Raw genomic sequence first — 13,978 nt, forward strand, 5'->3', positions numbered from 1 at the left:
GATGACCCAGATGAGGACGCAGCCGGAGCGCGGCGCTCGGCCCGGGACGGACCGGCAGCCCGTGATCGAGATGCGCGACATCTCCATCACCTTCGGCGCCGTCCGCGCCCTCGACGGGGTCTCGGTGCGGCTGTTCCCCGGCGAGGTGCACGCGCTGATGGGCGAGAACGGCGCGGGCAAGTCGACCCTCATCAAGGCGCTCACCGGCGTCTACACGATCGACTCCGGCACGGTGCTCGTCGACGGGGAGGAGCACGAGTTCTCCTCGCCGGCCGCCTCGCAGGCCGCGGGGATCAGCACCGTCTACCAGGAGGTCAACCTGGTGCCCAACCTGACGGTCGCGGAGAACATGCTGCTCGGACGGGAGCCGCGCCGCCTCGGCGCGGTCCACGTGCGCGAGATGAACCGCCGCGCCCGCCGTACGCTCCTCCACCTCGGCATCGACATCGACCCGCGCACGGCCCTCGACGAGCACCCGATCGCGGTGCAGCAGCTCGTGGCGATCGCCCGCGCCGTGGACGTCGAGGCCAAGGTGCTCATCCTCGACGAGCCCACCTCCAGCCTGGACGCCGACGAGGTGGAGAAGCTCTTCACCGTGATGCGCCGGCTGCGCGACGAGGGCGTGGCCATCGTCTTCGTCTCCCACTTCCTCGACCAGGTCTACGAGATCGCCGACCGGATGACCATCCTGCGCAACGGCACGCTGGTCGAGGAGCGGATGCTCGCCGAGACCAGCCAGCTCGAGCTCGTACGCCTGATGATCGGTCGCGAGCTCGAGGTGCTCGACCGGCTCGACCGCGCCGCCCCGCACACGGACGCCGAGTCCGGCACCTCCCTGCTGAAGGCGGTGGGCATCGGACGCAAGAACACGCTCGAGGCCACCGACCTCGAGCTCTTCGAGGGCGAGGTCGTCGGCATCGCCGGCCTCCTGGGCTCCGGCCGCACCGAGCTGGCGCGGCTGCTCTTCGGCGCCGACACCGCCGACAGCGGCGAGCTGTCGGTGCGCTCCACCCGGCGCAGGCTCCGCAGCCCGCGCCACGCCATCGACCGCAACATCGCGTTCTCCAGCGAGGACCGCAAGGCCGAGGGCGTGGTCGGCGACCTGACCGTCGCCGACAACATGCTGCTCGCCCTGCAGGCCTCCCGCGGCTGGCTCCGCCCGATCCCGCAGGCCACGCGGGCCCGTCTGGTCAGGGACTACATCGAGGCCCTCGACATCCGACCGGCCGACCCCACCGCCCTGATGCGCAACCTGTCGGGCGGCAACCAGCAGAAGGTGCTGCTGGCCCGGTGGCTGATCACCCAGCCGGAGATCCTCATCCTCGACGAGCCGACCCGCGGCATCGACATCGGCGCCAAGGCACAGATCCAGGCCAAGGTCGCCGAGCTCGCCGCGCAGGGGCTCGCGGTCGTCTTCATCTCCGCCGAGCTCGAGGAGGTGCTGCGCCTCAGCGACCGGCTGGTCGTGATGCGCGACCGTCGCAAGATCCACGAGCAGACCAACGACGACGTCAGCGTCCGCGACGTCCTCGAGATCATCGCGGGCGAGGCCCGCGAGGAGGGGCCGATCCGTGCCTGAGTCCCCGACCCGCGCGCAACGGGTGCTGCGCCACCCGCTCGTGTGGCCGGTGCTCGCGCTGCTGGTGCTGCTGCTGGTCAACGTGATCGCCAAGCCGGCGTTCCTCGACGTGCGGATGCAGGACGGCCACCTCTACGGCAACCTCGTCGACATCGCGCGCAACAGCGCGCCGGTGATGCTCGTGGCCCTCGGCATGACGCTGGTCATCGCGACCCGGGGGATCGACCTGTCGGTCGGCGCCATCGCGGCCATCGCGGGAGCGGTCGCCTGCACGCGGATCATCGGCGCCGGCGACGAGGCCGCGCTCGGCACGGCCGTCGCGGCGATGACCTACGCCATCGTCGTGTGCATCGCGCTGGGCGCCTGGAACGGCTTCCTCGTCTCCGTCCTCGGGATCCAGCCGATCATCGCGACGCTGATCCTCATGGTCGCCGGGCGCGGCATCTCGATGGCGATCACCGACGGCCAGATCACCACCGTCAACAACCCCTGGTTCAGCGACCTGGCCTCGGGCTTCGTGCTGACGCTGCCGCTGGCCTTCCTGGTCGCGGTCGGCATGGTGCTCCTCGCCGCGGTCCTCACCCGGCGCACGGCGCTCGGCATGCTGATCGAGGCGGTCGGCATCAACCCGGAGGCCAGCCGGCTCGCCGGCGTGCGCGCCCGCACCATCATCTGGACCGTCTACGCGTTCTCCGGCCTGTGCGCAGGCCTCGCCGGCCTCGTGATCGCGGCCAACACCAACTCCGTCAACGCCAACAGCCTCGGCCTGTGGATCGAGCTCGACGCGATCCTCGCGGTCGTCATCGGCGGTACGTCGCTGATGGGCGGGCGCTTCTCGCTGGCGGGCACCCTCATCGGCGCGCTCTTCATCGCGACCCTGACCCGCACGATCCCCAACATCGGCATCCCCTCGGAGGTCAACTACCTCTTCAAGGCGATCGTCGTCATCGCGGTGTGCCTCCTCCAGTCGCCGAAGGCGCGCGCCCTCCTGCGCGTGCGTCGGCCGGGAGCGCCCACCCCCGTCCTCGCGAAGACAGGTTCCGCCCGATGAGCGCCGTCACCGTTCCGCCCGCATCGGTCTGGGACCGGGTCCGGACCTACCGCCCGCCCCAGCGCTACCTGCCGATCATCGCCACCGCGGCGCTGTTCCTCGGCCTCTACGGCCTCGGTGGGCTGCGCTACGACGGACTCACCGACCCCCAGGTGCTCATCAGCCTGCTGATCGACAACGCCTTCCTGATCGTCCTCGCCGTCGGGATGACCTTCGTGATCCTCACCGGCGGCATCGACCTCTCGGTCGGCTCCGTCGTGGCGCTGTCGACGATGATCGCCGCCAAGACGCTGGACCTGGGCTGGTCGCCCTACCTGTCGATGGTCACCGTGCTCGCGACGGGCACCCTCCTCGGGCTGCTGATGGGCCTGCTCATCCACTACTTCGACATCCAGCCGTTCATCGCCACGCTCGCGGGGCTGTTCCTGGCCCGCGGGCTCACCTACCTGATCAGCGTCGAGTCGATCTCCATCAAGGACCCCACCTTCACCGAGCTGGCGTTCAGGACCGTGTGGATCGGCGACTACTACATCCGGTGGACCGCCATCATCGCGCTCGTCGTGGTCGCCGTCGCTGCCTACGTCCTGGCGCGCACCCGCTTCGGCCGCACCGTCTACGCGATCGGCGGCAACGAGAGCTCGGCGATGCTGATGGGCCTGCGGGTCGCGGCCACCAAGGTCGGCGTCTACGTGATCAGCGGCTTCTGCGCCGCGCTGGCCGGCCTGCTCTTCTCCCTCTACATCCTGTCGGGCAACAGCCTGCACGCCATCGGCATGGAGCTCGACGCGATCGCCGCGGTCGTCATCGGCGGCACGCTGCTGACCGGCGGCCGTGGCTACGTCCTCGGCTCGCTCCTCGGCGTGCTGGTGCTCGGCATCATCAAGACCCTCATCGCCTTCGACGGGACCCTGAGCTCCTACTGGATCCGCATCATCACCGGCGTGCTGCTCCTGGCGTTCGTGGTCGTGCAGCGCTTCGCCACCAGGCGTCGGGCATGACCGAGTCCTCACCCACGCCGGACGCAGTGCCGGCGCACCAGCGACGTACGCCGGTCATGGCCGACGTGGCCAGGCTGGCCGGGGTCTCCCACCAGACGGTCTCGCGGGTCATCAACGGGCAGAGCAACCTGCGCCCGGCGACGCGGGAGAAGGTCGAGGACGCGATCCGCCAGCTCGGCTACCGCCCCAACACGGCCGCTCGCGCGTTGGTCACCCGCAGGTCCGCGACCATCGGCGTCATCGGCTCCAAGAGCGGCTACTGGGGTCCCTCGACCGTGCACCGCACCATCCAGGCCGCCGGCCGCGCCGCGGGCTACTTCGTCAGCTCGGCCAACCTCCAGAGCCTGACCCGGGAGGAGCTCGTCGACGCGATCGACCACCTGCGCAACCAGGGCGTCGAGGGCATCGTGCTGATCTCGGCCACCGACGACGCGGTCGGCGTCGCCCGGGCGCAGGAGCAGTGGGGCGTGCCGGTGGTCGTCGTCGAGGGCGACCCGCAGAAGGCCCGGTGGACCGTCGGCGTCGACCAGGTGGCCGGCGCCGAGCTCGGCACGCGCCACCTCGTCGAGCTGGGGCACACCGACATCGTCCACCTCGCCGGCCCGCAGGACTGGACCGAGGCCCGCGCCCGCCTCCAGGGGTGGCAGAGCGCGATGTACGCCGCCGGGCTCCGTCCGTCCCAGCACGTCACCGGCGACTGGTCGGCCGCCAGCGGCTTCGAGGTGGGGCGCGAGATCGCGACCGACGAGGAGGTCACCGCCGTCTTCTGCGCCAACGACCAGATGGCCCTGGGTCTCCTGCGGGCGCTGAGCGAGGCAGGCCGCACCGTGCCCGACGGGGAGCGCGGCGTGAGCGTCGTCGGCTTCGACGACATCCCCGAGGCGCCCTACCTCATCCCGCCGCTGACGACCGTCCGACAGGACTTCGAGGCCGTCGGTCGTCGGGCCATCGAGATCCTGCGCGCCGCCATCGCCGACGAGCCCGCCCCCGACCGACTCATCAGGCCCGAGCTCGTGGTGCGAGCCAGCAGCGCCGCACCCGTCGAGAGGACACCCTCCCCATGACCGACCGCACCGAGCAGTACGTCGTCGGCGTCGACTACGGCACCCTCTCGGGGCGCGCCGTCGTCGTCCGCGTCTCCGACGGCGCGGAGCTCGGCACCAGCGTCCACCCCTACCCGCACGCGGTGCTCGAGCGGTCGCTGCCCGCCCACCTCGCCGGCACGGAGCGCCCCCTGGCACCGGAGTGGGCCCTGCAGGTGCCCGAGGACTACCGCGAGGTGCTGCGCGTCGCCGTCCCGGCCGCCGTCGGGGCCGCCGGCATCGACCCCGCCCGGGTGATCGGGATCGCCACCGACTTCACCGCCTGCACGATGGTGCCGACCCTCGCCGACGGCACCCCGCTCAACGAGGTCGACGGCCTGGCCGACCGGCCGCACGCCTACGTCAAGCTGTGGAAGCACCACGCCGCGCAGGGCCAGGCCGACCGGATCAACGACCTCGCCCGCGAGCGGGACGAGCGCTGGCTGCCGCGCTACGGCGGGCTGATCTCCTCGGAGTGGGAGTTCGCCAAGGGGCTGCAGCTGTTCGAGGAGGACGCCGACCTCTACGACCGGATGGAGCACTGGGTCGAGGCCGCGGACTGGATCGTGTGGCAGCTGTGCGGCGCCTACGTCCGCAACGCCTGCACCGCCGGCTACAAGGGACAGCTCCAGACGTTCGAGGGCCACGACGGCGCCTACCCCTCGCCCGACTTCCTCACCGCGCTCGCGCCCGGCTTCGGCGACTTCGTCACCGACAAGCTCGAGCACCGCATCGGCGCGCTGGGCGAGCGCGCCGGCGCGCTGACCGCGGAGGCCGCGGCGTGGACCGGCCTGCCCGAGGGCATCGCCGTGGCCGTCGGCAACGTCGACGCCCACGTCACCGCGCCCGCCGCCCAGGCCGTCGGCGCCGGCCAGATGGTCGCGATCATGGGCACCTCGACCTGCCACGTGATGAACGCCGAGGTGCTGCGCGAGGTGCCCGGCATGTGCGGCGTCGTCGACGGCGGCATCGTCGACGGGCTCTGGGGCTACGAGGCCGGCCAGAGCGGGGTGGGCGACATCTTCGGCTGGTTCGCCGAGCACGGCGTGCCCGCCTCCTACACCGCGGCCGCCGCGGCGGCCGGTGAGTCGGTGCACGAGCACCTGACCCGGCTCGCCGCCGGGCAGGAGATCGGTGAGCACGGGCTCGTCGCGCTCGACTGGCACTCCGGCAACCGGTCGGTGCTCGTCGACCACGAGCTGTCCGGGCTGGTCGTCGGGCAGACGCTCGCCACCCGGGCCGAGGACGTCTACCGGGCGCTGCTCGAGGCGACCGCCTTCGGCACGCGCATGATCGTCGAGACCTTCCGCGACAGCGGCGTCCCGGTCGAGGAGTTCATCGTCGCGGGCGGACTCGCCCAGAACGCCCTGCTCATGCAGGTCTACGCGGACGTCACCCGGCTGCCGCTGTCGATCATCGACTCCGCGCAGGGCCCGGCGCTCGGCTCGGCGATCCACGCCGCGGTCGCTGCGGGGGCGTACGACGACGTGCCGAGCGCCGCCAAGCAGATGGGCAAGGTGCGGCGCCACGTCTACGTGCCCGACGAGGCGCGCGCGGCGGCGTACGACCCGCTGTTCGAGCAGTACGTCGCGCTGCACGACCACTTCGGCCGCGCGACCACCACGATGCGGCGGCTCAAGGCGATCCGGCGCGACGCCGTCGCCCGACGCGCCGCTGCGACCACCCACGGAGGAAACCCCGCATGAGCATGACGTCCGTTCCCACCCCCGAGGTCTGGTTCCTGACCGGGAGCCAGGGCCTCTACGGCCCGGAGACCCTGGACCAGGTGGCGTCCCAGTCGCGGGCCATCGCCGATCGCCTCGGCGCGAGCGACGACCTGCCGGTCACGGTGGTGTGGAAGCCGGTGCTGCTCGACGCGGCGTCGATCCACCGGCAGATGCTCGACGCCAGCTCCGACCCCGGGTGCGTCGGTGTCATCGCGTGGATGCACACGTTCTCGCCGGCGAAGATGTGGATCGCCGGTCTCGACGCCCTGCGCAAGCCGTTGCTCCACCTGCACACCCAGGCCGGCATGGAGCTCCCGTGGCCCACCATCGACATGGACTTCATGAACCTCAACCAGGCCGCCCACGGCGACCGGGAGTTCGGCTACATCCAGTCCCGCCTCGGCGTCGCCCGCAAGACCGTCGCCGGGCACGTCGACTCGCCGGGCGTCGCGCGGCGGGTCGCGGTCTGGGCGCGCGCGGCGCTGGGTCGCCACGAGCTGTCGCACCTCAAGCTGGCCCGCTTCGGCGACAACATGCGCGACGTCGCGGTCACCGAGGGCGACAAGGTCGAGGCGCAGCGGCGCTTCGGCGTCTCGGTCAACACCTACGGCGTCAACGACCTGGTGGCCGTCGTCGACGAGGTCGCGGACTCCGACATCGACAAGCTGGTGGACGAGTACGTCGACACCTACGCCGTCGCGACCGAGCTGCGGCCGGGCGCCGAGCGCGCCGACTCGCTGCGCTACGGCGCCCGGATCGAGCTCGGCCTGCGCCAGTTCCTCACCGCCGGAGGCTTCGGCGCGTTCACCACCAACTTCGAGGACCTCGGCGGGCTGCGCCAGCTCCCGGGCCTCGCGGTCCAGCGGCTGATGGCCGACGGCTACGGCTTCGGCGGCGAGGGCGACTGGAAGACCTCGGTGCTGCTGCGCGCCACCAAGACCATGGCCGCGGGGCTGCCCGGCGGCACGTCGTTCATGGAGGACTACACCTACCACCTGGTGCCGGGGCAGGAGAAGATCCTCGGCGCGCACATGCTCGAGGTCTGTCCCACCATCACCACCGGGAAGCCGTCGCTCGAGGTGCACCCCCTCTCCATCGGTGGCCGCGAGGACCCGGTCCGCCTGCGCTTCACCGCCGACCCGGGCCGCGGCGTCGTCGCCGGCCTGTCCGACCTGGGCGACCGGTTCCGCCTGACGGTCAACGACATCGACGTGGTCGAGCCCGACGCCGACCTGCCGCTGCTCCCGGTGGCGTGCGCGGTGTGGGAGCCCCGGCCGTCCCTGTCGACGTCCGCCGAGGCGTGGCTGATGGCGGGCGCCCCGCACCACACGGTGCTGTCGAAGGCGGTCGGGGTCGAGGCGTTCGAGGACCTCGCCGAGATGACCGGCGTCGAGCTGGTGGTCATCGACGACGAGACGACCCCGCGCAGCTTCAAGCGCGAGCTGCGGTGGAACGCGGCCTACCACCGGCTCGCTGAGGGACTCTGATGTCGGGCCCGGTCTCGGACGACCTCCTGCACGAGGTGCTGGCGGCCAACCTGGTGATCCCGCGAGAGGGCCTGGCCACCCTGACCTGGGGCAACGTCAGCGGCGTCGACCGCGACCGCGGCGTCTACGTCATCAAGCCGTCGGGGGTGCCCTACGACGAGCTCGCCCTGGAGCACCTGGTGCCCGTCGAGGTCGAGACGGGGCGCGTGCTCGCCGGCGACCTCAAGCCGTCGACCGACAGCGAGACGCACCGGCTGCTCTACCTCGAGCACGCCGGTCTCGGCGGCGTCGCGCACACGCACTCGATGTACGCCGTGTCCTTCGCCCAGGCGGGCCTGCCGGTCCCGATGCTCGGCACCACCCACGCCGACACCTTCAACGGGCCCGTGCCGATCACCCGGACCCTCACGGCCGAGGAGTGTGGGCGCGACTACGAGCTCAACACCGGCCGCGTCCTGGTCGAGGCGATGGGGGCGGATGCGCTCGGCGTGCCGGGCGCGCTCGTCGCTGGCCACGGCCCGTTCACCTGGGGTGCGACGGCCGCCGAGGCGGTGGAGCACTCGGTGATCCTCGAGGCCGTGGCCGAGATGGCGATGCGCACCTTGACGCTCAACCCGGCGGCCTCGTCACCCGACCACCTCTTCGCGCGACACTTCACCCGCAAGCACGGTCCGGACGCCTACTACGGCAATCCCGACCGCACCCTCTCGAGCCCTTCCTGATGACTGGAGCAACGATGGACTCACGTCCCCTCCCGCGCACGCCCTTCTCCGCCTCGGTCGTCGGCCTCGGCACCTGGCAGCTCGGCGCCGACTGGGGTGAGGTCAGCGAGCCAGACGCGATGGCCGTGCTGGAGGCCTCGGCCGAGGCCGGCGTCACGTTCTACGACACCGCCGACGTCTACGGCGACGGCCGCAGCGAGCAGCTGGTCGGCCGCTTCGTCCACGCGCACCCCGACGCCGGCTTCACGGTCGCGACCAAGATCGGCCGGCGGATGGACCAGGTGCCGGCCAACTACGTCGAGCCCCACCTCCGCTCCTGGCTCGACCGGTCCCGCACCAACCTCGGCGTGGACACGATCGACCTCGTGCAGCTGCACTGCCCGCCGAGCGAGGTCATCGACGACGACGCGACGTACGACGTCCTGGACCGCCTCGTCGACGAGGGCGTCATCACGGCCTACGGGGTCAGCGTCGAGACGTGCGCGCAGGCGCTCAGCGCGATCGCCCGGCCCGGCGTCGCCAGCGTGCAGATCATCCTCAACGCCTTCCGGATGAAGCCGCTCGACGAGGTGCTCCCCGCGGCCCGGGCCGCCGGCGTCGGGATCGTCGCCCGGGTGCCGCTCGCCTCGGGGCTGCTGACCGGGAAGTACGACCTCGACACCACGTTCGCCGAGGACGACCACCGCACCTACAACCGCGACGGCAGCGCGTTCGACGTCGGCGAGACCTTCTCCGGCGTCGACTACGCCACGGGTGTCGAGGCGGCGCAGGAGTTCTCCGCTCTCGTGTCCTCCTCGGGGCTCGACGTCACGCCGGTCCAGGCCGCGATCGCGTGGGTCTGGCAGCAGCCGGGCGTCTCGTCGGTCATCCCGGGTGCGCGCAACGTGGACCAGGCGCGGGCCAACGCCGCCGCCGGGCAGGTCGGGGAGCTTCCTGCCGCGTTCGTCGACGGCGTGCGCGACCTCTACGACCGGCGCCTCAGGGAGCAGGTCCACGGCCGCTGGTGAGTCCCGCCCCGCGTTGTCGGGGTCGACACTCCGACACCGGATCGTGCGCGTGAACCGCCGCGGTCGGAGGGCCCTCGCCGGCCTCAGCCGTGCGCAGGGCCGGCCAGGGCCAGTGCCTGGTCGCGCAGGCGGGTGGCGCCGATGCTGCCGCTCCACCGCGCGACCTCGGCCGCCAGCAGCCTGGCGCCGTCGACCTCGCCGCGGTCCCGGGCCAGCTCGGCCAGCAGGATCAGCTGGGACAACGTGCTGGACACGGCGCCCGCCCGGGCCGCGCTGGCCGCGGAGTCCTCCCACATCTCCCGGGCGGCCGAGGCGTGGCCGTCCTCGTTGCGGTGGTCGCCCAGGTGCCGCAGCGCCTCGTAGCGGAGCACGTCGTCGGCCGTGTCCTCGGCGGCGGCCAGGCACCGGTCGTAGTGGACAGGCGCCCGATGCCGTTCGCCGTAGAGGTTGTCGAGGACGACGCCCAGGTAGAAGTCCGCCCAGCCCTCGCGGCGCCGGTCGGGGCTGGTGCGCTGGAGTGACTCGACGCGGGCCCGCAGGTCGTCGACCCGACGTCGGTCCCGACCCTCCATGGAGGCGAGGGAGGTGCCGGGCAGGAAGATCTGGGCGATGAACTCGAGACGGGCGGACAGCAGCTCGAGGTCCCAGCGATCGGCCTGGGTCCCGTGGGCCTCGATGACCGGTCGCCGGCGCTCGACGGAGCCGGGATCGGGCGACTCGCCGGTGAGGTAGGCCTCGGCGATGTCGAGCTCGACGAGGACGAGGCACAGGCTCGGGTCCGTCTCGTCGGAGACGGCAGCGAGCGCACGCGCGTCGTCGAGCCTCCCGGCCCGCAGGAGGGCGCGGACGCCGCGCACGAGGGCAGGACACGAGGTGGGCGTCGTCATCTCGGGGACGGTAGTGAGCCACCGGAAGTGACCGCCAGCTAATGGTTCACCCGGGTGAACCATCGCTGCGCGACGGGTCCGTGCTGTGCCATTCTCGGCTCATGAGGGATGTCGTCGACGAGCACGTCGAGACGTGGGCGCGCGAGCTCCCGGGGCTGGACCCGATCAAGGAGGAGATCCTGGCGCGCATGGCCCGCATCGTGCGCGAGGTCAGCGAGGGCCGTGCCCGCGGCGTCGCCGCCGGCGGGGCGGCGCCCGGGGAGTACAAGACGCTCCTGATGCTGCGCAAGCAGGGCGAGCCCTACCAGCTGAGCCCATCGGCCCTCGCCCGGGTGCTCGGTGTCTCTCGCGCCGTCGCCTCCACCCGCCTCGGGGTCCTCGAGGACAAGGGCCTTGTCCGGCGCGCCCACGAAACGCACGACCGCCGCCGCGTCACCGTCGAGCTGACCAGCGCAGGTCACACGCTGGTCGATGCGCTGCTGGAGGGGGAGGAGCGCCGCGAGCGCGACATCCTCCGCCCGCTCGACGAGGACGAGCAGAACGAGCTCGCCGAGCTCCTGCGGCGGGTGGTGCTCCACCTTCCGGTCACCGACTGATCCGGGGCCGCTCGGCGACGCTAGGGGCGGCCCCATGGGAGTCGACGTGCGGGGATGCCGATGACCGCGACCGCGACGACCGCGCAGGTGGGGTCCGAGGTCGAGCCGCTCGGGCCTCATCGTGCTCGTGCTCGCCCTGTGCGGCACCTCCGTGTCGTTGATGCAGACCCTGGTCGTGCCGCTGCTCCCCGACTTCCCGAGGCTGCTGGGCACGACCGCTGTCGGGCGTGATCTACGAGCTGTTCGACTGGCAGGCGGTGTTCTGGGGCAAGCGACGCCGCTTCGTCGACGGCGTGCGCGACCTCTACGACCGGCGCCTCAGGGAGCGGGTCCACGGCCGCTGGTGAGTCCCACGCCGCCCTCCCGACGCGCGTGGGAGGAACGACGCGCAGGCGGCGTCATGGTGGTGCTGGCGGCTCGTCTGCGTCGGTCCTTCTTGCGGCGCAGGTCCCGGTTCAGCCTTCGGTCGCCGTGGTAGAGGATGCCTTCCCAGTCGACGGGGCCAGGCGTGTCTGGCTTGTGGGTCACCGGACTCGGTGACGCCACGGGCACGAAGAGCCAGTTGACGACCCCCATCGTCATGTCCGCGAGGGAGTTGCGCACGCCGATGTAGGCGCGGATCGCACCGGCAGCCAGGACCGCGTTGAACAGCGCGAACGCCACGTTCCCCCAGTTCTCGTGGGTGTAGCCCCGCCAGGCCGTGATCAACGCGTAGATCACCACCAGGTAGGGCACGAGGACGTGCAGCCCGGGGGCCGCGGTCCTGTTGCGGACCTTGGGAGTGCGTGCAAACGGGATCTTCTCGCCTGTGAATGCCTGCTGCATGGACTTGAGCACACCGGCCAGGTTGACCGGGAGGAGGACGAGGTTGAAGCCGTAGATCCGCAGCACGTCGAGCCGACGGTGCCCGCTCAGGTGCAGGTCGCTGGCCATGCAGAGGAAGTAGGGCAGGGCAGCGCCGACCACGAGGGGTGAGAGCAGTCGGCCGTCGTAGGGGTAGAACAGCAGCAGGAGGAGCGCGAACGATGCCCATGCGATCGAGGCCATGTAGTTGAACCGAAGGGTGAACTCGCCCCAACCGATGGGAATGCCCGCGGCGGCGCGCGACCTGCGTTGCGCCCAGAACTTGGGAAAGATCAGCAGGCCTCCGTTGGCCCAGCGCCGACGCTGCACCACGAGGGAGCCGTAGTCCGGCGGGGTCGCGCTGTAGCTCAGCCGTTCGGGGTAGTTCATCAAGCGCCAGCCAGCGGCGGCGAGGTCGATGCTCGACTCGGTGTCCTCGATGACGGTGCGGTCCTGGATGTAGGTGCGGATCTCGAAGCCGGCCACCGTCTCGACCTGGACGATGTCGTCGAGCGCGCGCCGGCGGATCACGGCGTTGGCGCCGACCCAGAAGGTGGCGTTGTGGTGGGTCATGCCCTGGTGCAGGATGTGCTGGATGTCGGTCGTGGCTCCGGCGATGCGTTCGATACGGGTGGGCGCTCCCCGGTAGGAGGAGTAGGGGGTCTGGGCGATCGCGACGTCATGGTTCTCGGGCTGCTCCAGGAAGTAGACCAGCCGCAGGCAGTAGTCGCGCAGGAGCTGGGAGTCGGCGTCGAGGGTCAGCACGTACTCACTGCCCGGAACGGTGATGTCGCCGGCCTGCGCATCGCTCGCGGACACCTCGACGAGGATCGTCCCCTCCGCCGACGGGGTGGGCCGCCAGGAACGGCCCATCAGCCCGAGGTAGGCATTGATGTTCATCGCCTTGTTGGCCTCTTGGGACAGCGACGCATAGCTCTTGCGCTCGAAGCTGTCCAGCTTCGCTCCGAAGATCCAGGTCAGCCGACGGTGCAGCTCACGGAGCCGAGTCGCCGACATCTGCCCTCCCTGGTCGATGGCCGCCTCGATGGCCAGCAGCGACAGGCGGAGCTCGCTGGCCAGTCCCACGAGGACCTGGTCGACGAAGAACTCCGCGACGTGGTCGGCCACCACTTCCTCGTCGGCCATGTGGTCCAGCCACTCGGCAGCGGCGCGGTACTCCGCCGCGAGCGCGGCCAGCTGGCTCGAGCTGGCGAACGGCGCGTCCCCCAGCTCCCGGTGCGCCGCCCCGTACGCGGCAGCCGCCCGGGCGTGGGGCACGGCCATCGCCTCCTCGATGTCGCCGATCAGCCCCCGTGTGGCGTTCAGCCGCTCACGGTCGACGGGGTCACTGGGAGAGGGCGGGTCGTCGATCAGGAGCACCACGCGGAGGTCGGGATACTCCTGCAGCGCCGCGCTCCACAGGGTGAGTCGCACGATGTCCGGTTCCTCGGCGTAGGACGGGATGAGGACAGTGAGGGAGTCGTGGCTGTCGTCGAAGTGGCCGTCCAGGAGACCGCGCGGCACGCGCTCATGGGTCCGGAACCTCGTGAGCGCCCCTTGACGAGCGACGAGATACATCAGGGCCGAGAACGTCAGGGCGGTCACCACGGTGACGTAGGAGAGCGCCTCCATGGTGAAGCGGAATCCACCGACGTCGTTGAGGAAGTGCCGCACGACCGACGAGACGACGTACGCCAGCCAGAACAGGCACGTCGCGGTGATCGCGATCCGACCCCAGGTCAGCTTCGCAGTGCTCGGCCGGGGGTGGACGATCGGCAGCGGCTCGGAGCGGCGCTCCGAGCCCCACTGCCGCCGGCGTCGAGGCACGTCGTGGGTGTCGGTGGCATCGCGCGCCGGGGTGGTGGTGGCTGACATCTCGAAAACGCTCCCCGCACAAGAAAGTGGATTGTCGTGCCGGCCCCCCGGCGCGCCTCGTAGGGTAATCACAGGCGAGCGAGGGCGCGCTGAAAAGGCCGGATCCACAGCGCGCGCGGGGGAG

The 13,978-nt window shown here is 71.4% G+C and carries 11 protein-coding genes; 9 read left to right on the forward strand and 2 right to left on the reverse strand.

Annotated features, from left to right (window positions below; genetic code table 11):
- The first annotated feature begins 1 nt into the window (after position 1).
- From AC54T2_RS06210 to AC54T2_RS06245, 8 genes are read left to right on the forward strand one after another with little or no spacing between them, the layout of a single operon-like run.
- Positions 2-1,579, forward strand: coding sequence for a sugar ABC transporter ATP-binding protein (locus AC54T2_RS06210; RefSeq protein WP_496665778.1), 1,578 nt, complete (start codon positions 2-4; stop codon positions 1,577-1,579).
- Positions 1,572-2,630, forward strand: coding sequence for an ABC transporter permease (locus AC54T2_RS06215; protein ID WP_206054479.1), 1,059 nt, complete (start codon positions 1,572-1,574; stop codon positions 2,628-2,630). The genes AC54T2_RS06210 and AC54T2_RS06215 overlap by 8 nt, the downstream gene beginning before the upstream one ends.
- Positions 2,627-3,628, forward strand: a complete 1,002-nt coding sequence (yjfF, locus tag AC54T2_RS06220; protein ID WP_489975591.1) for a galactofuranose ABC transporter, permease protein YjfF — start codon at positions 2,627-2,629, stop codon at positions 3,626-3,628. The genes AC54T2_RS06215 and yjfF overlap by 4 nt, the downstream gene beginning before the upstream one ends.
- Entirely contained in the window at positions 3,625-4,692 is a 1,068-nt protein-coding gene (locus AC54T2_RS06225; protein ID WP_496665779.1) for a LacI family DNA-binding transcriptional regulator, read from the forward strand. The genes yjfF and AC54T2_RS06225 overlap by 4 nt, the downstream gene beginning before the upstream one ends.
- Entirely contained in the window at positions 4,689-6,416 is a 1,728-nt protein-coding gene (locus AC54T2_RS06230) for a ribulokinase (protein WP_186340005.1), read from the forward strand. Before AC54T2_RS06225 ends, AC54T2_RS06230 begins: the two co-directional genes overlap by 4 nt.
- Complete coding sequence (araA, locus tag AC54T2_RS06235) at positions 6,413-7,924, forward strand: L-arabinose isomerase (protein WP_496665780.1); 1,512 nt, start codon at positions 6,413-6,415, stop codon at positions 7,922-7,924. The genes AC54T2_RS06230 and araA overlap by 4 nt, the downstream gene beginning before the upstream one ends.
- Positions 7,924-8,646 carry an L-ribulose-5-phosphate 4-epimerase AraD gene (gene araD, locus AC54T2_RS06240; RefSeq protein WP_186340006.1) on the forward strand — a complete coding sequence of 241 codons (723 nt, stop codon included), beginning with the start codon at positions 7,924-7,926 and terminating at the stop codon, positions 8,644-8,646. Before araA ends, araD begins: the two co-directional genes overlap by 1 nt.
- Before the next feature lie 14 nt (positions 8,647-8,660).
- Complete coding sequence (locus tag AC54T2_RS06245; RefSeq protein WP_496665781.1) at positions 8,661-9,653, forward strand: aldo/keto reductase; 993 nt, start codon at positions 8,661-8,663, stop codon at positions 9,651-9,653.
- Between the two features lie 83 nt (positions 9,654-9,736).
- Here the strand turns inward: AC54T2_RS06245 and AC54T2_RS06250 are convergent, their stop codons facing one another.
- Complete coding sequence (locus AC54T2_RS06250; RefSeq protein WP_496665782.1) at positions 9,737-10,540, reverse strand: hypothetical protein; 804 nt, start codon at positions 10,538-10,540, stop codon at positions 9,737-9,739.
- Between the two features lie 101 nt (positions 10,541-10,641).
- Here AC54T2_RS06250 and AC54T2_RS06255 point away from each other — a divergent pair, with 101 nt between their 5' ends.
- Positions 10,642-11,136, forward strand: coding sequence for a MarR family winged helix-turn-helix transcriptional regulator (locus AC54T2_RS06255; protein WP_496665783.1), 495 nt, complete (start codon positions 10,642-10,644; stop codon positions 11,134-11,136).
- A gap of 318 nt (positions 11,137-11,454) precedes the next feature.
- Here AC54T2_RS06255 and AC54T2_RS06260 read toward each other — a convergent pair whose 3' ends face one another.
- Positions 11,455-13,854, reverse strand: a complete 2,400-nt coding sequence (locus AC54T2_RS06260) for a glycosyltransferase family 2 protein (protein ID WP_496665784.1) — start codon at positions 13,852-13,854, stop codon at positions 11,455-11,457.
- Positions 13,855-13,978: the final 124 nt, after the last annotated feature.

This window comes from Nocardioides sp. Z35_8 (assembly GCF_059621125.1).

Bases quoted from the DNA above. Each gene is read 5' to 3' on its own strand.
- araA (WP_496665780.1), top strand. From the start codon at position 6,413: ATGAGCATGACGTCCGTTCCCACCCCCGAGGTCTGGTTCCTGACCGGG.
- yjfF (WP_489975591.1), top strand. From the start codon at position 2,627: ATGAGCGCCGTCACCGTTCCGCCCGCATCGGTCTGGGACCGGGTCCGG.
- AC54T2_RS06250 (WP_496665782.1), bottom strand. From the start codon at position 10,540: ATGACGACGCCCACCTCGTGTCCTGCCCTCGTGCGCGGCGTCCGCGCC.
- AC54T2_RS06255 (WP_496665783.1), top strand. From the start codon at position 10,642: ATGAGGGATGTCGTCGACGAGCACGTCGAGACGTGGGCGCGCGAGCTC.
- AC54T2_RS06230 (WP_186340005.1), top strand. From the start codon at position 4,689: ATGACCGACCGCACCGAGCAGTACGTCGTCGGCGTCGACTACGGCACC.
- AC54T2_RS06260 (WP_496665784.1), bottom strand. From the start codon at position 13,854: ATGTCAGCCACCACCACCCCGGCGCGCGATGCCACCGACACCCACGAC.
- AC54T2_RS06210 (WP_496665778.1), top strand. From the start codon at position 2: ATGACCCAGATGAGGACGCAGCCGGAGCGCGGCGCTCGGCCCGGGACG.
- araD (WP_186340006.1), top strand. From the start codon at position 7,924: ATGTCGGGCCCGGTCTCGGACGACCTCCTGCACGAGGTGCTGGCGGCC.
- AC54T2_RS06245 (WP_496665781.1), top strand. From the start codon at position 8,661: ATGGACTCACGTCCCCTCCCGCGCACGCCCTTCTCCGCCTCGGTCGTC.
- AC54T2_RS06225 (WP_496665779.1), top strand. From the start codon at position 3,625: ATGACCGAGTCCTCACCCACGCCGGACGCAGTGCCGGCGCACCAGCGA.